Origin of the sequence: Mycobacterium sp. SMC-15, assembly GCF_045310925.1 — a bacterium.
Taxonomy (GTDB): Bacteria; Actinomycetota; Actinomycetes; order Mycobacteriales; family Mycobacteriaceae; genus Mycobacterium.
Window position 1 is genome coordinate 366,576 of record NZ_JBJIAJ010000001.1, and the last position, 22,694, is coordinate 389,269.

20 protein-coding genes are annotated in these 22,694 nt (G+C 69.3%); 12 read left to right on the plus strand and 8 right to left on the minus strand.

Annotated elements, in window-relative coordinates:
- Positions 1–10: 10 nt before the first annotated feature.
- Genes ACJH71_RS01765 through ACJH71_RS01775 form a run of 3 tightly spaced genes read right to left on the minus strand, consistent with a single transcriptional unit; the run spans position 11 to position 1,984 of the window.
- The gene (locus tag ACJH71_RS01765) at positions 11–1,063 is read right to left on the minus strand and encodes a patatin-like phospholipase family protein (protein WP_406756306.1); all 1,053 of its coding nucleotides are present in this window, start codon (positions 1,061–1,063) and stop codon (positions 11–13) included.
- A 10-nt stretch (positions 1,064–1,073) separates the two neighbouring features.
- The gene (cynS, locus tag ACJH71_RS01770) at positions 1,074–1,535 is read right to left on the minus strand and encodes a cyanase (protein ID WP_406756571.1); all 462 of its coding nucleotides are present in this window, start codon (positions 1,533–1,535) and stop codon (positions 1,074–1,076) included.
- 11 nt (positions 1,536–1,546) lie between these two features.
- Positions 1,547–1,984 (minus strand): SRPBCC family protein, encoded by a 438-nt coding sequence (locus ACJH71_RS01775; RefSeq protein ID WP_406756307.1) that lies wholly within the window; start codon positions 1,982–1,984, stop codon positions 1,547–1,549.
- A 44-nt stretch (positions 1,985–2,028) separates the two neighbouring features.
- Between ACJH71_RS01775 and ACJH71_RS01780 the strand changes: the two genes are divergently transcribed.
- Genes ACJH71_RS01780 through ACJH71_RS01795 form a run of 4 tightly spaced genes read left to right on the plus strand, consistent with a single transcriptional unit; the run spans position 2,029 to position 4,572 of the window.
- Positions 2,029–2,541, plus strand: coding sequence for a redoxin family protein (locus ACJH71_RS01780; RefSeq protein ID WP_406756308.1), 513 nt, complete (start codon positions 2,029–2,031; stop codon positions 2,539–2,541).
- Positions 2,538–3,398 (plus strand): cytochrome c biogenesis CcdA family protein, encoded by an 861-nt coding sequence (locus ACJH71_RS01785; protein ID WP_406756309.1) that lies wholly within the window; start codon positions 2,538–2,540, stop codon positions 3,396–3,398. The genes ACJH71_RS01780 and ACJH71_RS01785 overlap by 4 nt, the downstream gene beginning before the upstream one ends.
- A 48-nt stretch (positions 3,399–3,446) precedes the next feature.
- Positions 3,447–3,962 carry a hypothetical protein gene (locus ACJH71_RS01790; RefSeq protein WP_406756310.1) on the plus strand — a complete coding sequence of 172 codons (516 nt, stop codon included), beginning with the start codon at positions 3,447–3,449 and terminating at the stop codon, positions 3,960–3,962.
- Entirely contained in the window at positions 3,955–4,572 is a 618-nt protein-coding gene (locus tag ACJH71_RS01795) for an RES family NAD+ phosphorylase (RefSeq protein WP_406756311.1), read from the plus strand. The genes ACJH71_RS01790 and ACJH71_RS01795 overlap by 8 nt, the downstream gene beginning before the upstream one ends.
- A 77-nt stretch (positions 4,573–4,649) precedes the next feature.
- Here ACJH71_RS01795 and ACJH71_RS01800 read toward each other — a convergent pair whose 3' ends face one another.
- The 5 genes from ACJH71_RS01800 to ACJH71_RS01820 are packed head-to-tail and all read right to left on the minus strand — an operon-like array spanning position 4,650 to position 9,039.
- Positions 4,650–5,408 (minus strand): class I SAM-dependent methyltransferase, encoded by a 759-nt coding sequence (locus tag ACJH71_RS01800; protein ID WP_406756312.1) that lies wholly within the window; start codon positions 5,406–5,408, stop codon positions 4,650–4,652.
- Positions 5,401–6,525 carry a 6-phosphofructokinase gene (locus tag ACJH71_RS01805; protein WP_406756313.1) on the minus strand — a complete coding sequence of 375 codons (1,125 nt, stop codon included), beginning with the start codon at positions 6,523–6,525 and terminating at the stop codon, positions 5,401–5,403. The genes ACJH71_RS01800 and ACJH71_RS01805 overlap by 8 nt, the downstream gene beginning before the upstream one ends.
- Positions 6,522–7,688 carry a zinc-binding dehydrogenase gene (locus tag ACJH71_RS01810; protein WP_406756314.1) on the minus strand — a complete coding sequence of 389 codons (1,167 nt, stop codon included), beginning with the start codon at positions 7,686–7,688 and terminating at the stop codon, positions 6,522–6,524. The genes ACJH71_RS01805 and ACJH71_RS01810 overlap by 4 nt, the downstream gene beginning before the upstream one ends.
- Before the next feature lie 37 nt (positions 7,689–7,725).
- Positions 7,726–8,553, minus strand: coding sequence for a cytochrome c biogenesis CcdA family protein (locus ACJH71_RS01815; RefSeq protein WP_406756315.1), 828 nt, complete (start codon positions 8,551–8,553; stop codon positions 7,726–7,728).
- On the minus strand, positions 8,554–9,039 hold the full coding sequence (locus ACJH71_RS01820) for a protein disulfide oxidoreductase (protein WP_406756316.1): 486 nt from the start codon (positions 9,037–9,039) through the stop codon (positions 8,554–8,556). It lies immediately after the preceding gene.
- 71 nt (positions 9,040–9,110) lie between these two features.
- Here ACJH71_RS01820 and recC point away from each other — a divergent pair, with 71 nt between their 5' ends.
- The 8 genes from recC to ACJH71_RS01860 all read left to right on the plus strand — a co-directional run bounded on the left by recC (position 9,111) and on the right by ACJH71_RS01860 (position 22,675).
- A complete protein-coding gene (gene recC / locus ACJH71_RS01825; RefSeq protein ID WP_406756317.1) occupies positions 9,111–12,410 on the plus strand; it encodes an exodeoxyribonuclease V subunit gamma in 3,300 nt (1,099 codons plus the stop codon).
- Entirely contained in the window at positions 12,410–15,694 is a 3,285-nt protein-coding gene (recB, locus tag ACJH71_RS01830; RefSeq protein WP_406756572.1) for an exodeoxyribonuclease V subunit beta, read from the plus strand. The genes recC and recB overlap by 1 nt, the downstream gene beginning before the upstream one ends.
- Complete coding sequence (gene recD, locus ACJH71_RS01835) at positions 15,691–17,439, plus strand: exodeoxyribonuclease V subunit alpha (protein ID WP_406756318.1); 1,749 nt, start codon at positions 15,691–15,693, stop codon at positions 17,437–17,439. The genes recB and recD overlap by 4 nt, the downstream gene beginning before the upstream one ends.
- Positions 17,440–17,490: 51 nt before the next feature.
- Positions 17,491–17,799, plus strand: a complete 309-nt coding sequence (locus tag ACJH71_RS01840) for a hypothetical protein (protein ID WP_406756319.1) — start codon at positions 17,491–17,493, stop codon at positions 17,797–17,799.
- Between the two features lie 181 nt (positions 17,800–17,980).
- Positions 17,981–18,865: an NYN domain-containing protein gene (locus ACJH71_RS01845; RefSeq protein ID WP_406756320.1), complete on the plus strand. Its 885-nt coding sequence runs from the start codon at positions 17,981–17,983 to the stop codon at positions 18,863–18,865.
- A 137-nt stretch (positions 18,866–19,002) separates the two neighbouring features.
- Positions 19,003–20,181, plus strand: a complete 1,179-nt coding sequence (locus ACJH71_RS01850) for a glycosyltransferase (RefSeq protein ID WP_406756321.1) — start codon at positions 19,003–19,005, stop codon at positions 20,179–20,181.
- Positions 20,178–21,200, plus strand: a complete 1,023-nt coding sequence (locus ACJH71_RS01855; protein ID WP_406756322.1) for a glycosyltransferase — start codon at positions 20,178–20,180, stop codon at positions 21,198–21,200. Before ACJH71_RS01850 ends, ACJH71_RS01855 begins: the two co-directional genes overlap by 4 nt.
- Complete coding sequence (locus ACJH71_RS01860) at positions 21,197–22,675, plus strand: glycoside hydrolase family 130 protein (RefSeq protein WP_406756323.1); 1,479 nt, start codon at positions 21,197–21,199, stop codon at positions 22,673–22,675. Before ACJH71_RS01855 ends, ACJH71_RS01860 begins: the two co-directional genes overlap by 4 nt.
- Positions 22,676–22,694: the final 19 nt, after the last annotated feature.

Genomic DNA, 22,694 nt, shown 5'->3' on the forward strand with positions numbered 1-22,694 from the left:
TACCCCGGCATCAGTCGGTTCCGGCTGAGCCCTTGCTTGGGTAGTGCGACGCGCGGAAGCGCCGCAGGTAGGCCGCCCAGTCCCAGGTCGACAGGAACTCGCTCGCCGCGGTGTAGCCGTTGTCGTAGAGCTTCTCGAGCCGGGCACGGGAGATGCCGAAGTCCAGCACGCTGACATCGGTGGAGTTGACCTTGATCGCGCGCACACTGACCCACGGCTGGTTCAGGTAGGTCTGGTCGTGGCCGACCAGCATGGTGCTGATGAGGTTCTCCAGCAGTAGTGACTGTCCGAACAGCCGCAGCGGCCGCAACACCGGAACCATGGCACCGATGCCGTCGGACATCTCCGGGACGACCGTGACCCCGAAGGTGGGCCATAGCGGCGCCCGGCCGTCGAGCCGGTCGAAGGTGTAGATCGGGAAGTTCGACAGCACTCCACCGTCGACCAGGGTGGATCGCAGCCCGCCGGCGCTGGTCAGCGTCACCGGACGGTAGAAGAACGGGACGGCCATCGAGGCGCGCACCGCGTCGGCGACGGACTGCTCGTCGGGATCGAGCCCGTACACCCGCCGGTAGTCCCACGGCAGCCGCACCAGCTGCCCGGTCGTGACATCGGTGACGGTGACCACGGCGCGGTAGCGTCGCTCGGGCATCAGGTTGTCGGCCTGGTAGGCCAGATCTCCCCAGGTGCTCACCCCCAGATTCGCCAGCTCACCGCGGATCCAATCGTGCGCGACATCGCCGCGGTAGAGGGCACTGTCGCGCAGGAACCCCCACACCGGCCCGACCAGCGGGATGGGCGCCGCGTCGCGCCAGGTGTGCAGCGGAACCGACAGGGCCAGATCCTTCACCTGCGCCGCGGTCAGCTGGTCGCCCTGGGCAGCAGCGGCCAGAATCGTGCCCACCACCGAGCCGCCGGACACCCCGGAGATGCGCTGCACCGAGTAGCCGGCGTCCATCAGAGCGACCACCGCTCCGACCAGCCCGACGAAGCGCACTCCCCCACCGGACAGCACCAGGTCGGCGGTCAGTGGCGGGGTGTCGCGCGCTCCACGAGTGGCCATCGACCGGCACTCAGTCCGCTGAGTTCCATTCGTAGGGAAGGAATTTACCGTCGAAGGTGATCACCACCCGGTCGCCTCCCGGATGGGGTTTGCGCTCGATGTCCATGCTGAAGTTGATGGCGCTCATGATGCCGTCGCCGAACTGCTCGTGGATCAGCTCCTTGATCGCCGGGCCGTAGACGCCCACCGCTTCGTAGAGCCGGTAGATGGTCGGGTCGGTGGGAGGCGCGGTGAGCCCGCCCCGCATCGGTACCGCGGCCAGCACCGGCACCACCGCCGGGTCCAGCCCGAGCAGGCCGGCCAGGACCGTGCCCAACTCGGTGGGAATGGGGTGCTGGCCCAGCAGTGCCGAGGTGGTCCACACGACCGGCTTGTCGATTGCGTCGGCCAACTCCTGCCAGGTCAGCCCCTTGGCGAGGCGGGCGGCGATGATCTGCTCGGTGATCTGGCTTCGGTTCATGGCTTCCAGCATGCCCGGCTTGGTCACGCTTCGAAATAGCGACGCAGGTTGTCCCACATCGCAGCGTGCGAGCTGCCGCCGTCGCGCAGCACGGTCTTCATCAACATCCGTGGCGCGCTGATGTCGACGTGCTCGTGCAGCCTGGTGCCGCCGGCATGCGGGCGAACCGTCATGGTGGACCACATCTCGATACCGGGCCGCTGCAGGGTGTGGGTCCAGATCTCGCCGGGTACGCAAGTACGCAGTTCCACCCGGCAGGTGAACCGGATCGGTATTCCGTACAGACGCATGCGATGCGGCGCCAGGTACCGGGTCACTCCGTCGGCGCCGCCCGGGATCTGCCGCACGTCGACCAGCATCGGGTGCAGGGCTTCGTAGTTCACCAGATCGGCCAGAAACGCCGCCACGGTGTCCGGCGGCGCAGCGATGTCGGCGGTGTGCTCCAGGCTTCCGCGTGCCATGGCAGAACCTTAGCCTCGCAGGATCCGATGGCATACTCGCCGGTATGCCGCATGACAAGGCCCCGGGGCGTCGCCGATCGGCCGTACTGCTCATGGCCGTGGCGGCGATAGCCGTACTGATCTTCGGCTGCGGGTCGCAAACCCGGGCCGAGAACGCCCAACTCGATTTCGCTGCCCAAACCCTCGACGGCCGACCGTTTTCCGGCGCGAGCCTGGCCGGCAGGCCGGCCGTGTTGTGGTTCTGGGCGCCCTGGTGTCCGCTCTGCCAGCGAGACGCACCGATGGTCGCCCGGCTGGCCGCTGCACACCCCAAGGTGACGTTCGTCGGCGTGGGCGCACAGGACCGGCTGGACGCGTTGCGGGCATTCGCCGCCAAGTACGGCGTCGACGAGTTCACCGAGTTGGCCGACACCGACGCCGTGGTGTGGTCCCGGTTCGGCGTGACCCGACAACCCGCGTACGCCTTCATCAACTCCGACGGACGGGTCGAAGTGGTGACGGGCTCGCTGGCCGAGGCCGAGCTGAACAGACGACTGCAGGCCCTGACGGGTTCGTGATCGACACCGCCTCACTCAGTTTCGCCCTGGGAGCGGGGCTGGTGGCGGCATTGAACCCCTGCGGGTTCGCGTTTCTCCCCGGCTATCTGGGCCTGGTGATCGCCGCCAGCCGGGACACCTCACGCCCGGTCGCGCTGGCCCGGGCAGCGGTGGCGACCGTGGTGATGGCGACCGGATTCCTGACGGTGTTCGGGATCTTCGGACTGGCCGTCTCACCGTTGATCGCTTCGGCGCAGAAGTATCTGCCGTTCGCCACTTTGGTGATCGGCGTGGCACTGCTGGCGATGGGCGCCTGGCTGGTGTCCGGCCGCGACATCGCCGTGCTAATGCCCAACACGGCGGGCGGAACACCCACGGCGCGCCTGGGGTCGATGTACGGCTACGGCGTCGGCTATGCCGTGGCGTCGCTGTCGTGCACGATCGCGCCGTTTCTGGCGGTGATCAGCACGACCTTCCGACAGGGCTCGACGATGTCCGGCGTGCTGGCGTTCGTCGCCTACGCGGCCGGCATGAGCATTACCGTGGGCGTTGCGGCGCTGGCGGTGGCATTGGCGGGCTCCGCTGCCAGCTCGGCGTTGCGGCGGGTGTTGCCGTATGTGGGACGGATCGCGGGGTTGATCGTGCTGCTGACCGGGTTGTACGTCAGCTATTACGGTTACTACGAAATTCGGTTGTACTTCGCCGAGGGGGACACCGATGATCCGGTGATCGGTGCGGCGGGCGCAGTGCAGTCCTGGTTCGCCGATCGGGTCGACACGCTGGGGGTGTGGCCGCTGCTGGGCGCGCTCGTCGCGCTGGCGGCAGGTGCATTGGGCTGGCGCGCGCTGAGACGCCGCCCCGGGCCCACTCCCGAATAATTGTTTCGATTGTTTCAATCCTAGGCGGCGGCGAGTAGTATCGAACGCATGCCCATCGCCGTCGCCCCGATCGCCCGTCAGGTCGCCGAACGCGCCCGCACCGACGCCGGGTTCGCCCTTGTCCTCGACGCGCTGCTAGAGGCGCCCACGGCACCGCAGGGCACGTTGGAGCGCATCGCCGCCCACGCCCTGAACGATCAGCGTCGCGCTGCGCTCGTCGATGACTTCGTCGCCGGCGCGCTGCCCACCCCGAAGGTCCAAGATCTGCTGCGACTGGGCACGCCGCAGGCGGTGCACCGGTTGCGCAGCCGAGGCAAGCTCATCGGCGCGGCCGTGGGCAACCAGACCTGGTTCCCGGCCTGGCAATTCGACGACGCCCGGCTGCGCCCCGAGCTGCCCGAGATCCTGGAGCTGCTGGGCCGGTTCACCACCGACCCGTTGGCTGCCGACCGCATCATGCGGCTCACTCATGACGAGTTGGGCGGTGTCTCGATCGCCGAGGCGCTGCGCCACAGCGAGACCGCGGCGGCCGCGCGTCGACTGCTCATCTCGCTCGGTGCCTGAACTTCCCGCCGGTTATCGGGCCGCGTTGCCCGAGGCCCGGCCCAGTGGTCTGCGCCGTCGCCGGATCGCTTCTGGAACACAGCTGTGGCGCCTGGACGCCGAGCATCCCGACCAGTGGACCTGGGACGGGTTCGACCAACCACGCTATCGCTTCGACCCGCCATCGGGCGCATTCCGCACCCGTTATGCGGCAACCGATCTCGTCGGCGCGTTCCGAGAACGCTACCGACTGACCGGGCTGATGATCCCCGGTGATCACGCCCGTCACCACTTGGTGCGACTGTCCGCTGCCCGCCACCTGCGGGTGCTCGACCTGCGCACCGACCGCAACCTGGATGCGCTCGGCGTCGACGACCAGATCAGCACCGGCCAGCACGACTCCGTGTGGGCCAGCTGCCAACAGCTCGCGGACGCCGTTCGGCGCTGGTGGCCCGAGCCCGACGAGTGCCCGGACGCGATCGTCTACCGCTCGCGCACCACCCCGGAGACCTCCGTCAACTACGCGTTCTTCGCCACCGCACCGTTCGACGTCGAGTCCTGGCCTCTCGCGGAACGCCCGGATGTGACGGCGGATCTGGTGCTGCGGCACGGGTTTACCGTCGCGTACTGAGCCCGCCCCACTGTGAATATCACGACGCATCGTCGGCGTGTCACGTCGTGGATTTCACACTCGGCGGCGCCCAGCGCTCAGCCCGGCTTCGTTGCGGTGACCAGCCGGGTCGACGCCCAGGGCCCGCCGTACCACATTCGCCAGCCCAGGTTGCGCCACGTCACGTCACGCCAACCGATTTCACGCAGTTGGGCTGCGTGGTGGCGGATCTCCCACAGGTCGGCGATGGCCAACCGGCCGCCGGGCCGCAGCACCCGGGCCGCCTCGGCCAGCGCACGCCGGCGGCCCTCGCGGGACCCGATGTTGTGGATCGCCAGGTTGGACACCACCACGTCGACGCTGGCGTCGGGAAGCGGCAGCGCGGTCATGTCGCCGGTGCGCACCTCGATCCGGTCGGCGACGCCTTCCAGTGCGGCGTTGGCCAGGGTGGCATCAGCCGAGTTGTCGGTCTGGTCGGCCTGCCACAGGTCGACTCCGATCGCCCGCCCGTCGGGCAGCCGTTTGGCTGCGGCGCACAACACCGCACCTCGCCCACATCCCATGTCCAGCACCGTTTCGTCGCCCCGCAGCCGCAACCCGTCGAGGACGTCGTCCCACACCGCGAACTTGCCGGACCGCGTCGCGTGCCAGAACAGCCCGACCTGAGCCAGGATGCCGGCGTCGAGGACCAATGCCACCGCCCCGGCCCACTGTGGACCGCGAGCCAGGGCGAAGCCGCCGTAGATCGCCAGCGCAGCGCACCCGATCGCCAGGGCGGCGAGCTGCCCGCCGAGCGAGACCCGGTGAAACGACCCGTCGATGCCATAGTCGCCGCGACGGTGCGGTGCCTCAGTCATGACGCAGGCCCTCGTCGCCGAACCTGATACCCAGGTCTCGGGCGGTCTGGATCGAGTCACAGTCCAGCGGCACGGTTTTCTGTCGGCGGGTGGCGTCAGCCAAAGGCACGTAATCCACCGTCGGTGGGTTGAGCGCCACCATCACCCCGCTGTGGCCTTCGTCGAGGGCCCGCACCGCGGCGGCGCCGAACCGCAGCCCCAGCAACCGGTCCACCGACGACGGCGAGCCGCCACGCAACAGGTGCCCGAGTACGACGGCGCGAGACTCGCGCCCGGTGAGCGCCTCGAGTTCGGCGGCAACTTTGGCGCCCACGCCGCCCAGGCGTTCGGCCTGGCCCACCGCCTTGCCCGCCACGGTGAGTTCGCCATCCACCGGTTTGGCGCCTTCGGCGACACAGACAATGGAGTACGTCGAACCACGTTGTGCGCGTTCGTTGATCAGCTCGGCCACCGGCTCGAGCCGATACGGGATCTCCGGGAGCAAGATGGCATGCACCCCGGACGCCAGCCCGGCGTGCAGCGCGATCCAGCCGGCGTAGCGGCCCATCACCTCCACCACGATGATGCGGCTGTGCGAGGTCGCGGTGGGAAACAGCCGATCGATGCACTCCGAGGCGAAGTCGACCGCGCTGTCGAATCCGAACGTCGCCGCGGTGCACTCCAGATCGTTGTCGATGGTCTTGGGTACCCCGACCAGCCGCAGCCCGGCCTCATGCAGGTGGTTGCCGATCGCCAGGGAGCCGTCGCCGCCGATGGTGATCAACGCATCGATCTCGTGCTGCGCGATGCGCTGCAGCACCTCGTCGGTACGGTCCTGTTCGCTCCAGCTGCCATCAGGCTGCTGCACCGGGTAGGCGATCGGGTTGCCGCGATTGGTGCTGCCCAGGATGGTGCCGCCCTGGTGGATGATGCCGCGCACCCGGTCACGGGTCAGCTCGATCAGCCCGCCGTCAGGGTAGTCCTCACCCAACAGCAGCCCGTTGTAGCCGTCGCGGATCCCGACCACATCCCAGCCCCGGCTTCGGCCGGCCAGGGTGGCGGCGTAGATGACCGCGTTGAGGCCGGGTGCGTCACCGCCACCAGTGCTGATCGCGATGCGCTTGATGCTCGCCGTCACGCGTCGACCTCCTGCACCGGGCTCTTGGGATCGATCAGGATCTTGGCGTGCAGAGCCGGGTCGCCCAGCACGCCGAACGCGTCCGCCACCCCGCCCAGTCCGACCGTGCCGGTGATCAGCGGCGAAACGTCAACCTTGCCCTCGGCGATCATGTGCAGGGTGTCGCGGAATTCCATTGGTGTGTAGCCCAATACGAACCGAAGGTCGGTTTCCTTGTTGATCGCGATCGCAGGCCGGATGGCGTCGGTTCCCATGCAGACCCCGACCACCACCACCCGGGAGAACAGTGGAGCGCCGGCGATGACGCCGTCGATGACGCCGGGCACCCCTACGCACTCGAAGATCACCGGACGGTTGGGCGTGGCGGCGCCGACGGCTTCGGCGGCCCGCCAGACATGCCACCAGGGCAGCCGTGCCTTGTAGAGCTTTTCGACCGTGCCCACCGCCAGGCCCAGCGCATCCGGCGCCTTCTCCAGGTGACCGTGACCGGCCGCCGCGGCATACGGCGAGTCCTGTGCCGGGTCGACAACGATGTCGGCGCCGCACCGCGTGGCCAACGCGCGGCGGCCGGGTGAGAAGTCGCTGGCGATCACCGTGCGCACGCCGCGCGCTTTGAGCATGCACACCACCGCCAGGCCGATCGGTCCACAGCCGATCACGATCGCCACGTCGCGTTTGCGTACCTCGCCGCGCCGCACGGCATGCCAGGCGACCGCCATCGGCTCGGTGAGCGCGGCCGCCTCCGCCGACAGCCCGTTGGGAACGGGCAGAGTCAGCGACTGCTCGACGAGCATCTGCTCGGCGTAGCCTCCCGGCGCCGATTCCGACAGCCCCACCGCATGGACAGCATCGCCGCGCCGCAACAGCGGCAGTGCGACCACCCGGGTGCCGGGGCGCGGCGCCTTGCGGGTGCGGGGACCGTGATCGAGTACTTCGCCGCAGACTTCGTGCCCGAGCACCACCCGCTGATCCGAACGCATGAAGCCGTCGTATCCGGTCAAGGCCATGACATCGGCGACCTCGTCGCAGTGCTGGCGAGCGTGCAGATCCGATCCACAGATGCCGCACCGCAGCACGTCGATGAGCAGCTGGCCTCTGGCTGGAATCGGAGTGGGCAGGTCGACGACTTCGAGTTCGCTGTTAGTGCAGCTGACGGCTTTCACAAATTCCAGCCTACGAGGGTGCGCAGTAGGCGTGGTGTCAACGACCGGGGCGTCGAGCACGCAGCGCCGCTCCCAGCAGGAAGACAGCCAACACCACCAGCCACGGCCAGGCCCCGTGCTGGTGCACCCACCCGGCGAGCGTGCCCTGTAACCGTCCGGCCGCGGCCAGCACCGGATCGCTTGCGCTGGCGTCGCTCTCGAACAGGCGAAGTTCGTGGTAGCCGTAGTAGCCGACGTAGAGTCCAACGGCCACCAGCAGCGCGCCGCTGATCCGGCTGGCGTAGCGCGTGATTCGGCGTATCCGATCGATCAGTGCGGAGCGAGCCAGCGCCACCGCGATCGCCAATACCCCGACCAGCAGCCCGAACCCCGCCGCATACGCCAGATAGGCCAGCACCGCGTCGTGGCCACCGCGCAGTGCCGCCCCGGTGACCGCCAGAAACGGACCGATCGTGCAGCCCAGCGAGGCGCAGGCGTAACCCACCCCGTAGCCGAGCATCGACCCGATCCGGGCGGTGGGCGCCCATCGCCCACCGAAGGAGCCGACCGCCAGCCGGCGGCCCGCCAGCAGCCAACCGCCGAGCACGACCAGCACGATGCCGATCACCACTGTGGCGTAGGGCAAGTAGCGCTCCACCCTGGTGGCCACCGTGACGGTGAGCAGCCCAAAGGCGCCGAACACCGCCAGAAAGCCCAGGGTCATCGCGGCGGTGGCCGCCAACGCCCGGCCCACCGCGCCCGCCCCGCCGGCCCGTTCACCGCGCACCACCAACGCCAGGTAGGCGGGTAGCAGCGCGAACCCACACGGATTCAGGGCCGCCACCAGGCCGGCGGCGAAGGCCAGTCCCGGCAGGTTCTGGTTCACCTACGTCAGCGCCGCGACCCGGTCGGACAACTCCTGTTGTGACATCGCCGAAGTCGGGTTGTTCACGAATGTCGAGGTGCCATCGGAGCGCTCGAATACGTAGGCGGGCTGCCACGGCACCCCGAATCGCGCCCAGATCGAGCCGTCGGCGTCGTTGAGGTTGGTGAAGTTCAGGTGGTACTTGGCCGCAAAGTCCTGCATCGACGCCACATCGGAGCGCCCCGCCACACCGATGAAGACCACCCGCGGGTTGGCGGCCGCTACCTGGCTCACCGACGGCGCCTCGGCGTTGCAGAACGGACAACTGGGCCTCCAGAACCACAGCACCGCGGGTTTGCCCTGCAGGCTGGCGCCGTTGAACGGGGTCCCGTCGATGGTGGTGGTGGTGAACTGCAATCGATCATCTGCGGCCGTGGCGGCCGGTGGGCCGGCCAGCCCGACGACCAGTGCGGCAACGGCGGCCAGTATCAGCGTGTAGATCCTCATAAAATGCACCACGATCGCGACCGGCCGATGGTTCAGCCCACGCGTCGGGGCCGCGGTTTAGGGTGGCCGCGATGGGACTGCACCTGCACCGCGCCGAGCGCACCGACGTCCTCGCCGACGGCCTCGGTGCGCTGTTGGCGACGCCGCCGGCCGACCCGTTCGCCCAGGAGCTGGTGCTGGTGCCGGCGCGCGGGGTGGAGCGCTGGCTGTCCCAGCGCCTGTCGCACGTGCTGGGCGCCGGTCCCGGGGGCGACGGGGTGTGCGCGGGCGTGGAGTTCCGCAGCCCGACCTCGTTGATCGCCGAGATCATCGGCGCCGGCGACGAAGACCCGTGGTCGCCTGATGCCATGACCTGGCCGCTGTTGACGGTGATCGATGCGAGCCTGTATGAGCCGTGGTGTGCAACGCTGGCAAGACATTTGGGTCACGCCGACCCCAGTCCGGAGGGTGAGCTGCGCCGCGGCCGACGCTATGCGGTGGCGCGCCGGCTGGCCGGATTGTTCGCCTCGTATGCCCGCCAGCGGCCGCAGCTGCTCGTCGACTGGAGCGCCGGCCAGGCCACCGACGGTGCCGGCGCAGCGTTGCACGACGACTTGGGCTGGCAGCCGCCGCTGTGGCGGGCGCTGGTGGCTGCCATCGGTATCGATCCCCCGCACGTTCGGCACCGCGATACCGTCGCGCGCCTGCGCCAGGCGCCGATCGAGACGCTGCCGCCGCGGCTGTCGTTGTTTGGGCACACCCGGTTGGCGTGCACCGACATCGAGTTGCTGGATGCTCTGGCCACCCATCACGACCTGCACCTGTGGTTGCCGCACCCCTCCGACGCGCTGTGGCGCTCACTCGACGACGTCCATGGCACCGTGCCGCGCACCGACGACGACACCCGGCACCGTGCACACAATCCGCTGCTGGAGACCCTGGGCCGCGATCTGCGTGAGCTGCAGCGCGGTCTGCCGGCCAAGCGCGACAGCGATGAATACCTGCGTGCCGTGACGCGGCCGGACACACTCTTGGGCTGGCTGCAATCCGATCTGGGCGCCAACGCGCTACGCCCCCAGGGCCGCAACCACGCGGTATCCGACCACTCGGTGCAGGTGCACAGCTGCCACAGCCCGGCCCGTCAGGTCGACGTACTACGCGAAGTCCTGCTCGGGCTGCTGCACGACGACCCGACGCTGGAGCCCCGCGACATCGTGGTGATGTGCCCGGACATCGAGACGTATGCGCCGTTGATCGTCGCCGACTTCGGTCTGGGCGAGCTGGCCGGTGACACCCACCCGGCGCACCGGTTGCGGGTGCAGCTCGCCGACCGGGCGCTGGCCCAGACCAATCCGCTGCTGGCGGTGGCGGCCGAACTGCTGGAGATCGCCGGCAGCCGCGCCACTGCCACCGCCGTGCTCAATCTCGCCCACACCGACCCGGTGCGGGCGCGGTTCGGCTTCACCGACAACGATCTGGCCCAGATCACCACGTGGGTGCGTACCGCCAACATCCGCTGGGGTTTCGATCCGCACACCCGCGAGCGCTACGGGCTGTCCCACATCGTGCACAACACCTGGCGATTCGGGCTGGACCGCATCCTGACCGGGGTGGCGATGTCCGACGATTCGCAGGCCTGGCTCGATACCGCGCTCCCCCTCGATGATGTCGGCAGCAGTCAGGTGGAGCTGGCCGGGAAGCTGGCCGAGTTCGTCGCACGGCTGCAGTCGGCGGTCGACAAGCTGGACGGCACTCGCCCGCTGGCGGAGTGGATCGCCGCGCTGCGCGACGGGGTCGCCGAACTGGCCGATGCCGGCACGGATGCCTGGCAGAGCGCGCATCTGCAGCGCGAGCTGGCGCAGGTACTCGAGGACGCCGCGGACCGCAGCGACATCGCGCTGCGGCTGCCCGATGTGCGGGTGCTGATGGCCGGGCATCTGGCCGGGCGCCCGACCCGGGCCAACTTCCGCACCGGAACGCTGACGGTGTGCACCATGGTGCCGATGCGCTCGGTGCCGCACCGGGTGGTGTGCCTGCTGGGCGTGGACGACGGGGTGTTCCCCCGGCTGGACCTGCCCGACGGTGACGACGTGCTGGCGCGGCGCCCGATGACCGGGGAACGTGACATCCGTTCTGAGGACCGGCAATTGCTGCTGGATGCGATCACCGCCGCCACCGACAAGCTGGTGATCACCTACACCGGCGCCGACGAACACAGCGGCCACCCCCGCCCGCCCGCCGTCCCGCTGGCCGAGTTGATCGACGCGCTGGATCAGACCACGCCGCAGCCGGTGCGCGAGCACCTGGTTGTGGAGCATCCCCTGCAGCCCTTCGACGTCAAGAACGTCGAACCCGGCCGGCTGATCCCCGACGTGCCCTTCACCTTCGATCCGACCGTGCCGCTGGCGGCGCGAACCGCGGCCGGAGCCCGCCGCGACGCGCAGCAGTTCATCACCGACCCACTGCCTCCCCCACCACCGGCAGACGTTGCGCTGACCGACCTGCTGAAGTTCTTCAAGGACCCGGTCAAGGGCTTTTTCAGCGCGCTGAACTACACGCTGCCGTGGGAGGTCGACGAGGTCGAGGACGGTATGCCCGTCGAGATCGACGCGCTCGGCGAATGGGCGGTCGGCAACCGGATGCTGCACGACATGCTGCTGGGCATCGACCCCGCCCAGGCCATCGCGGCCGAATGGCGGCGCGGCAGCCTGCCGCCCGGGCAACTGGGCTGGCGCACCGCCAAACAGATCCGGGACCGGGTCGTGGGATTGGCGGCCGCGGCGCGCGAGCATCGCACACGTGCTCCGGCCACCTACGACATCGATCTGGATCTCGGCGGTGGTCGCCGGCTGACCGGCACCGTCACCCCGGTGTTCGATGCGGCCACGGTGTCGGTCAACTACTCCAAGCTGCGCGATACCCACCTGTTGCAGGCCTGGATTCCGCTGGTGGCGCTGGCCGCCCAGCGTCCCGACGTCGAATGGAGCGCTCGCTGCATCGGCCGGGCCCGCGACGGCGAACGCGCCCTGCAGCGGCTGTTCGGGCCGCCCCCCAATCCGATCGAGACGTTGCGGGAGCTGTTGTGGCTCTACGACATCGGGCGTTGCGAACCGCTGCCGCTGCCGATCAAGACGTCGTTCGCGTGGGCCGAGAAGCGTCACGCGGGCCGCGACCCGGTCTGGTATGCGAGCAGCAAATGGGCCACCCAGCGCTACCCCGGCGAGGACGCCGAACCCGCCAGCGTCCGGGTCTGGGGCCCACGCGCACCGTTTGACGTGTTGCAGCGGCCGCCCCGTCCGGGCGAGGAGATCGACGGCGAGGACACCCGACTAGGCGCGCTGGCGGCCAGACTGTGGCTGCCGCTGCTGCGCGCGGAACGGCGGGCGCGCTGATGGAACGCTTCGATCTGCTGGGCCCGCTGCCGGCCCTGGGCACCACCACAGTGCTGGAGGCCAGCGCCGGCACCGGTAAGACGTTCACGCTGGCCGGCCTGGTGACGCGTTATCTGGCCGAGGGGCACGCCACGCTGGACGAGATGCTGCTGATCACCTTCAGCCGGGCGGCCACCAGGGAACTGCGTGACCGGGTGCGCCGCCAACTGGTGGAGACGCTGGCCGCCCTCGACGGCACCGGCACGCAGGAACCCAATGATCTCCTCGCGCATCTGTGCAGCGGCAGCGCAGACGAGCGGGAGCTGCGCCGCCGGCGACTGCGTGATGCGTTGGCCGGATTCGACGCCGCGACCATCGCCACCACTCACCAGTTCTGTCATCTGGTGCTCAAATCGCTCGGCATCGCCGGTGACACCAGCGCCGGCGTCGAGTTGGTGGAAAGCCTCGACGATCTGGTGATCCGGGTCGTCGACGACCTGTACCTGGCGAATTTCGGGACGCAGCGCGACGAGGTGGCACTGAGTTACGCCGACGCGCTGAAGCTCGCGCGGGTGGTGGTCGCCGACCCGTATGCCCAACTACGCCCGCAAGATCCCGAACCGGGCACGGTGGCCGAGGTGCGGCTGCGCTTCGTCGACGCGGTGTGCACGGAGTTGGAGCTGCGCAAACGCCGGCTCGGGGTACTCGGGTACGACGACCTGCTGCGCCGGCTGGCCGGTGCGCTGGAACCCGAAGATTCACCGGCCCGCGAGCGGATGCGGCAGCGCTGGCCGATCGTGATGGTCGACGAGTTCCAGGACACCGACCCGATCCAGTGGCAGGTGATCGAACGCGGCTTCGTCGGGCATTCGGCGGTGGTGCTGATCGGCGACCCCAAGCAGGCGATCTACGGGTTCCGCGGCGGCGACATCTACACCTACCTGCAGGCGGCGCGCACCGCTGGGCAGCAGCGCACCCTGGCGGTGAACTGGCGCAGCGACTCGGCTCTGGTCGGTGCGCTGCAGACGGTGATGGGCGGTGCGGCGCTGGGTGATCCGCAGATCGTGGTCCACGACGTCGAGGCCGCGGTCGGCGGTACCCGGCTGGCCGGTGCGCCCAGCACCGCGCCGTTCCGGCTGCGGGTGGTCGGCCGCGCGACCTTCGGCGTCGCCTCAGACCGTGTCGCCCCGATGCCCAAGCTGCGCCGCCATATCCCCGATGATCTGGCCGCCGACGTCGCCGCCTTGTGGGCCAGCGGCGCGACCTTCGACGGCCGGCCGATCAGCCCCGGCGACGTGGCGGTGATCGTCGAGAACAGCAGGGACGCGGCCGCCTGCCAAGAAGCCTTGCTGCGAGCCGGAATTCCCGCGGTGTTCACCGGTGACGCCGATGTGTTCTCCTCGGCGGCGGCCGCCGACTGGTTGTGTCTGCTGGAGGCGTTCGAAGCAACCCATCGCGGTGGGCTGGTACGGGCCGCCGCGGCGACGGTGTTCTTCGGCCATACCGCCGCCGCGCTGGCCGACGGCGGTGACGCGTTGACCGACAAGGTGGCATCGACGTTGCGGGACTGGGCCGACGAGCTGCGGCTGCACGGTCCGGCGGCGGTATTCGAGGCGGCGCAGTTGGCCGGCCTGAAGCGCCGCCTGCTCGGCGAGTACGGCGGGGAACGCACCATGACCGATCTGGCGCACGTGGCGCAGCTGCTGCATGAGGCCGCGCACCGCGACCGGCTGGGCCTGCCGGCGTTGCGGGATTGGTTGCGCCGCCAGTGCACGGAAGGAACCGGCGGTGGGCAGCACAATCGTCGACTGGATTCTGACGCCGCAGCAGTGCAGATCCTGACGGTGTGGGGCGCCAAGGGTTTGCAGTTCCCGATCGTGTACCTGCCGTTCGCGTTCAATCGGCACATGTTCGACGAGGCCATCCCGCTCTACCACGAAGCCGGCGTCCGCTGCCGGCACGTCGGCGGACCGGACAGCTCCGACCACAGCGACGTGCAACGGCTGAGCCTGGCCGAGGCCGCCCGCAATGACATTCGGCTGGCCTATGTGGCGTTGACCCGGGCGCAGTCGCAGGTGGTGGCGTGGTGGTCGGCGTCCTACGACGAACCCAACGGCGGCCTGTCCCGGCTGCTGCGGGGCCGTCGCCGCGGCGAGGCGCCGGTGCCGGATCGCTGCGAGCCCAAACCATCCGATGACGAAGCCCTGGCCTGTTTTCGGGAGTGGGAGGCCGCCGGCGGTCTGGTCATCGAGGAGTCGGTGATCGCCGCGTTGGCCCCGGTCACGCCGGCGCAGCCTCCGGATGACTTGGAAGCGCGGCACTTCCACCGGCACATCGACACCGGTTGGCGTCGCACCTCGTATTCGGGCCTGATCCGGCACGCTTCGGAAGACGGGGCACTCGGGGTGCACAGCGAACCGGAGCTGACGGCCCGCGACGACGAGGCCGACGACGTCCCGGTGGCGGTGGCGCCGCCGCCGGCCGGGGCGGATCTGGTCTCGCCGATGGCTGAGCTGCCCGCCGGGGCGGCTTTCGGCTCGCTGGTGCACGCCGTGCTGGAGACGGCCGATCCGTTCGCGGCCGACCTGGCAGCCGAACTGGAAGCCCACGTGCGTCAACACGCCGCCTGGTGGTCGGTGGAGGCCGATCCTGCAGTGCTGGCAGCTGCCTTGGTGCCCATGCACGACACCCCGCTGGGGCCGCTGGCCGACGGGCTGACACTGCGCGACATCGGCACCCGGGACCGGCTGCGGGAGCTGGATTTCGAGATTCCGCTGGCCGGCGGGGATGTTCGGGGCGGGGCGCCGGACGTGCGGCTGGCCGAGGTGGGATTGCTGTTGCGCGAGCATCTGCCCGCCGACGACCCGTTAGCCCCCTATGCCGACCGGCTGGCCACCGAGGCACTGGGCGGCCAGCCGCTGCGCGGCTATCTGTCCGGGTCGATCGACGTGGTGCTGCGGGTGCCCGAGCAGCGCTTCCTGGTGGTCGACTACAAGACCAACCGGCTCGGCGACACCGCCGCCGACTACGGGTTTGATCGGCTCACCGCCGCGATGCTGCATTCGGACTACCCGCTGCAGGCGCTGCTGTATACCGCGGTGCTACACCGCTTCCTGCGGTGGCGGCTGCCCAGCTACGACCCCGAGCAGCATCTGGGCGGGGTGCTGTATCTGTTCGTGCGTGGGATGTGCGGCCCGGACACCCCGGTGCTCGACGGGCACCGTGCCGGGGTGTTCGACTGGCGGCCGCCGGCCGCACTGGTGGTGGCGCTGTCGGATCTGTTGCACGCCAGGCGGGCGGCATGAGCGAGCTGTTGGAGTGGCGAGTGGCCTCCCGAGCCACCGGGCTATTGCGGGACTTCAATCAGGCCGGTGTGCTGGATGCCGCCGATGTCCATGCTGCCCAACGCATCACAGCATTGGGTGGTGAGCCCGATGAGACGGTGGGCTTGGCGCTCGCGCTGACCGTGCGTGCGCTGCGTCATGGGTCGGTGTGTCTGGATCTGTCGTCGGTGGCCGCCGACACCGACGGCGCGGAGGTGACCTGGCCGGAGCCAGAGGCCTGGTTGGCCGCGGTGCGTGCCAGTCAGCTGGTGCAGGCGCAGGTGCTGCGGCTCTATGACATCCCTTCTGGCGGGCTGCTCTACCTCGACCGGTATTGGCGCGAGGAGGAGCAGGTCTGCACGGACCTGTTGGCGTTGTCGGCGCCGGGGACAGCACCGACTCAGTTGCCCGCCTTTGAGCGACTCTTTCCGCCCGGCAAGTTCGATGAGCAACGGGCGGCCGCCGAAATCGCACTGTCACAACCGGTTACGGTGCTGACCGGGGGGCCGGGCACCGGCAAGACGACCACGGTGGCGCGGCTGTTGGCGCTGTTGGCCGAGCATGCCGAGCGGTCCGGGACGCCCGGGCTGCGGATCGCGTTGGCTGCCCCGACCGGCAAGGCCGCGGCCCGGCTGACCGAGGCGGTCGCGGCGGAGGTGGCCGAGCTGGAGCCGGTGGATCGGGCGCGGCTGGCCGGACTGGGTGCGACCACGTTGCACACGCTGCTGGGTTCGCGCCCGGACAGCTCGGTGCGGTTCCGCCATGATCGGGCCAACCGGTTGCCGCACGATGTGATCGTGGTCGACGAGACGTCGATGGTGTCGCTGACGCTGATGGCCCGGCTGCTGGAGGCGATGCGCCCCGATGCCCGGCTGATTCTGGTGGGTGACGCCGACCAGCTGGCGTCGGTGGAAGCCGGCGCGGTGCTGGCCGATCTGGTGGACGGGCTGGCGGCCCGGCCGGACACCCGGGTGGCGACGCTGCGGACGTCGCACCGGTTCGGCGAGTCGATCGGCGCGCTGGCGGTGGCGATCCGCGACGGCGATGCCGATCAGGCGATCGCGCTGCTGGCCGCCGGGGGCGAACACGTGGAGTGGATCGACACCGACCACGCGGCCGACGTGGCCGAGCGGTTGGCGACTCTGGTGGTCCCGCACGCGTTGGCGGTGCGCCAGGCCGCGCTGCTCGGTGATGCCACGGCGGCATCGGCGACGCTGGACGAGCACCGGTTGCTGTGTGCACACCGGGAGGGCCTACACGGGGTGCGGCACTGGAACCAGCAGATCCGCCGCCTGGTGGCCGAGCAGACCGGTGACCCGATGTGGACCGAGTGGTATGCCGGCCGGCCGTTGCTGGTGACCGCCAACGACTACGGGCTCGGGCTGCGCAACGGCGATACCGGGGCGGTGGTGGTCCGCAACGAGGGACTGCGCGCGGTGATCTCCACGGCGTCCGGGCCGCTGGAGTTCGCCACCAGCCGCCTCGCCGAGGTCGAGACCATGTACGCGATGACGATCCACAAGAGCCAGGGCAGCCAGGCCGGCGAAGTGACGGTGCTGATGCCGCCCGTCGAGTCGCGACTGTTGACCCGGGAGTTGTTCTACACCGCGGTGACCCGGGCCAAGACGAAGGTGCGGGTGGTCGGGTCGGAGGCCTCGGTGCGGGCTGCGCTGGGCCGCCGGGTGGTGCGGGCCTCCGGGCTGGCGCTGCGCCTTCGGGAGGCGTGAGGTTCCTTTTCGGACACCGAGGTGTCAGACCCCCGGCTTACCGTCGCGACCATGGGGAATCGCCAACAGTCGGCCAGCAACGGAACCGGCTTCGCCATCCTGTTGTTCATCGTGCTGCTGTGGTGGCTGCGCTGGCTCATTCTGGCCGGCGCCGTGATCACCGTGCTGGTGATCGTCACACGCCGGGTGCTGCGCAGCTACACCGCGTACCGCGCCGCCGAATTGAGCCGGCTAGGCAGTATCCGCCAGCGCGCTGACGTTCAGAACGCCCAGGTGCTGCGCGGTGACCCGCACGGGTTCTTCGGGCAGTACCCACTGCCGGACCCGGAGCTGATCCCGCGGTGGTACCGGGCCGGCTAGGCGCGCGCCGTCGGGCCGGTAGGCGCGTCGTCGAGCCGGACCATGTGGACCGTTGCCCGCCTCTGAGCGACACATCGCACCCACCCCGAACCGCCCGCGCGGTTGTCGCTCAGAGGCGGGCACCTCCCCCATCCCCGCCAAGCCGTTAGGGATGAGGCCGGTGGTACGCCACACTGGAACCATGACGGAATCCGGCGATACCCGGGTCGCGGTCTACCTCGACTTCGACAACATCGTGATCTCCCGCTACGACCAGGTCAATGGGCGCAGTTCGTTTCAAAAGGACAAGTCCAAGGGCTTGGCCAAGCAACCGGAGCGCCTCGCCCGGGCCACCGTCGATGTCGGGGCGATCATCGACTTCGCCTCGTCGTTCGGGACGCTGGTGCTCACCCGCGCCTACGCCGACTGGTCGGCGGAGGTCAACACCGGCTACCGGGCGCAGCTGGTGGGCCGAGCGGTCGATCTGGTGCAGTTGTTCCCGGCGGCCGCCTACGGCAAGAACGGCGCCGACATTCGGTTGGCGGTCGACGCGGTCGAGGACATGTTCCGGCTGCCGGATCTGACCCATGTGGTGATCGTGGCCGGCGATTCCGACTACATCCCGCTGGCCCAGCGCTGTAAACGCTTGGGCCGCTACGTCGTCGGCATCGGAGTGGCCGGCTCCACGAGCCGCGCACTGGCTGCGGCCTGCGACGACTTCGTCAGCTACGACGCGCTGCCCGGAGTGCCGGTGTTCGAGCCCGCGCCGGCCGCCGCCGACGCAGACGCAGACGAGCCGAAGCGGCGCACTCGCCGGGCCAAGGAGGAGCCCGAGGAGCCGCCGCAACCAGATCCGCAGGACACCGCCACCGCACTGCTTATCCGCGCGCTGCAGATCGGCCTGGAGAAAGACGACGTCGAGTGGCTGCACAACTCGTCGGTCAAGGCACAGATGAAGCGCATGGATCCGTCTTTCAGCGAGAAGGCCCTGGGCTACAAGTCATTCAGCGACTTCCTGCGGTCCTACTCGGATCTGGTGGAGCTCGACGAGAGTTCGACGACGCGGCTGGTGCGGTTGCGCGGGTGAGGCCGGCGAAATAGGGGTGTACGCTGGAAAAAGTTGGGAACCGAGCCAGTCCGGGATGAGTCAGCATTTCGCCGTTGATCTTGTAGAGCAATCGCTCGCACCGGGCACACCGGTGACGGCAGTACGTCGGGATCACCATGAATGCTCTGTTCGCTTGCCCACCTTTTACCGCTCTTAAGACGCAACAACGATTTTCGAGCCCCCCGAGTTTCGGCATCGTCAGTACGTATCCACCGACCCCGTGCGGGCTGGCGACCTTCACCGCTGCTCTGTGCGACGGACTGTCCGCCAATGGCTCCGAGGTCAGCGTCGTGCGCATTGCGGACGGGACGCCGTCCAGCAGTGCCCGGGTCGTCGGGGAGCTGGTCAATGGGTCGGCGGGCTCGGTGGAGGCCTGCGCAGAATTGCTCAACCAGAGCGATGTCGCGATCATCCAGCACGAGTACGGGATCTATGGCGGCGCCGACGGGAAAGAAGTGCTCGACCTGATAGACGGGTTGCGCATCCCGTCCATCATCGTCGCGCACACGATCCTCAAAAGCCCTACCCCACACCAGCGTTCGGTATTCGAAGCGATCGCGGCCAGGGCAGATCAGGTGGTCGTCATGTCGGAGGTCGCCAGTCAGCGCCTACGCCACGACTTCAACATCGATCGCCGCAAAGTCACCACGATCCCGCATGGCGCGGCCGTGCCCCGGCAGGCCGCACTAAAGCGTTCAGGCCGACCCACCCTGTTGACCTGGGGGCTACTGGGGCCAGGCAAGGGCATCGAGCGAGTGATCGACGTGATGGGGTCCCTGCATGATCTCCCCGGGCGGCCGCGCTACCTGGTAGCCGGCCGCACGCACCCGAAGGTTCTGGCCGCCGATGGCGAGGCCTACCGTGACGCGCGCGCCGCACAGGCGCGCAGCAGCGGTGTCGAAGACTCGGTGTCTTTCGACCCCGCCTATCGCTGCGTTTCGTCACTGGTCGCACTGGTGCAGTCCTCGGCGGCGGTCGTCCTGCCCTATGACTCCACCGATCAGGTCACGTCCGGTGTGCTGGTCGACGCCATCGCGTGCGGCCGGCCGGTGGTCGCCACCGCCTTCCCGCACGCCATTGAGCTTCTCGGCACCGGGGCGGGCATCGTCGTCGGGCACGATGACCCCGACGCGCTCGCCTCCGCCCTGCGCAGGGTGCTGACCGACCCGCGCGTGGCAGGCTCGATGGCCGCCGAGGCCCGCCGACTGGCCCCGACGATGGCCTGGACGAGCGTCGCCCATGCCTATCTGGGCTTGGCGCGCCGCCACCTCGCACAGCGGCCGGCATCGGTATGACCATCACCGCACCGGCCCCGGTCTTCGACCATCTGCTGCGCATGACGGACCATCGGGGCACCTTCGAGCACGCCTGTTTCGCCGAGCCTCGGCGCGAGCACGGCTACTGCGCCGACGATATGAGCCGCGTTCTCGTCGTTGCCACCCGCCAGCCGCGCGCCGACGGGGACGTGCACCGCCTCGCCAGTGTTGCGGTGCGGTTCCTGAACGAGGCGCAAGCCCTCACCGGCGCTTGCCGCAACCGGATGGACAGCTCCGGAGGTTGGACGGATGAGCCTGCCATGGAGGATTGCTGGGGTAGATGCGTCTGGGGACTCGGGACGGCCGCCGCGCACAGCGACGTGGGCTGGGTGCGCCAGTCGGCCATCGTGCAGTTCGAGCGCGCCGCCCAGGGGCGGTCGATCTGGCCGCGCGCGATGGCCTTCGCGGCATTGGGGGCCGCCGAACTCCTGACCGTCAATGCCGAGCACCGCGCAGCCCGCGAGCTCGTCACCGACTACGCCGCCACCGTCGCCGAACCGAACGACAACCCCGCCTGGCCGTGGCCCGAGGAACGACTGACCTACGCGAACGCGGTCCTGGCCGAGGCGATGATCGCAGCCGGCACTGCGCTCGACACGCCGACACTGTGGGAGCGCGGTCTGGACCTGTTGGAATGGCTGGTCGGATACGAAACGGCAGACGGACACCTCTCCCCCACCCCGGCGGCGGGGCGGGGCCCCACTGATCTACGGCCCGGATTCGACCAGCAGCCGATCGAGGTGGCCACGCTCGCCGACGCGTGCGCACGCGCCGCCGGCGTCGACGCCAGGCAGATCTGGCCGGACGGGGTCCGAGCGGCCGCGGCGTGGTTCCAGGGCGACAACGACGCGGGACAGCCGATGTGGGATCCCGACACGGGCGGCGGATTCGACGGTCTGCACGCCGACGGGGTGAATCGCAATCAGGGCGCGGAGTCGACACTGGCCGTGCTGTCGACCCTGCAGCAGGCTCAGAACTTCTCGACTGTGCCGCAATGACTTCGGTGCTTGACGGACTGGTCGTGCGCAGCCCCCGTCGGCTTGCGGCCGACCCATCTCGGGTCATCACCCGGCTCTTCGTACCCGGCCAGGAGGGTTTCGAGTACCAGGAGTCTCGCGCGGGCGCAGTGCTGGCACGGATCCTGGCCTTGGACGAGGACGAGGCGCGGTCGTCGTTAGACGATGTCGTGGCACGCTTCGACGGGCGGCACCGCGATCTGGTCGGCACCTTCGGCCGGCACGCCCGGGAACTCGCCGACCGGCTGGACCCCGGCCGCGAGCTCTCCGAAATACGGATGCTGCTGCTGGGCGCGGCGTTCACCAACGAGTACGCCATTGAGGGTGCCGCGCTGTGCAATCCCAGCATCGTGGCCCACCCAGACCAGGCGGGAGCGGCAGCGGGCGGCCTGCGATTCGTGTTGAGCATGCGGGGCATCGGGGAAGGACATCGTTCCTCGATCGGGTTCCGCACCGGCGTCATCGACGCGGCGGGATGCGCCACCATCGATGATCAGAGCCGCTTCGCCACCGCCGGAGCAGCGACACCGACCCTGCTGGACGCGGCCGTCTTCCGCAGTGAGCTCGCCCGCCTCGACGATGCGGGCGAGGCCAGTCGCTACGTACTCGATGCGCTCGGTGACCGATTCACCCGCGCGGAACTCGATCAGCGACTCGCCACCCTGGAGAACCATCTGAGCACCCGTGGACGTGCCGGAGAAACGATCTCGGTGATCCGCGCCATCGCAGACCGCACCTACGCCGTCGAATTCGCTGACAGCGTCCCGCTGTCCGAGCGGGTGCTGTGGCCAGCGATCGAGGTTGAGCAGGCCGGGATGGAGGACGCCCGTTTCGTCCGCTTCACCGATGATGACGGAGCCGTCAGGTGGCTAGCCACCTACACTGCCTACAGCGGAACCCGTATCAACCAACAGCTGTTGGAGACAAAGGATTTTCGATCCTTTACCTCCACACCGATCGTCGGACGCGCCGCGGCCAACAAGGGCCTGGCGTTGTTTCCGCGCCGGATCCACGGGCGATTCGCGGCGCTGTCGAGGGCAGACCGCGAGTCGAATGCGATCGCCTACTCCGACCATTTATCGGTGTGGCCGAGCGCGGTTCCCGTCCAGCGACCGGCGCAGGCATGGGAGGCGGTGCAACTCGGGAACTGCGGTCCGCCCATCGAGACCGAGGCGGGCTGGCTGGTGCTCACTCACGGCGTGGGCCCGATGCGTACCTACCGCATCGGAGCGATCCTGCTCGATCTCGACGATCCGACCCGGATTGTCGGTCGGCTACGCCAACCGCTGATGAGCCCCGCCACCGACGAGCAGAACGGCTATGTGCCCAATGTGATCTACTCCTGCGGCGCTCTGGTACATGCCGACACCCTGGTACTTCCCTACGGTATCGGCGACGCCGCCATCGGCATCGCCACCGTGCCACTTCCCGAATTGCTTGCCGCGCTGTGTGATTGACCGCTGACGGCGGCGGTTC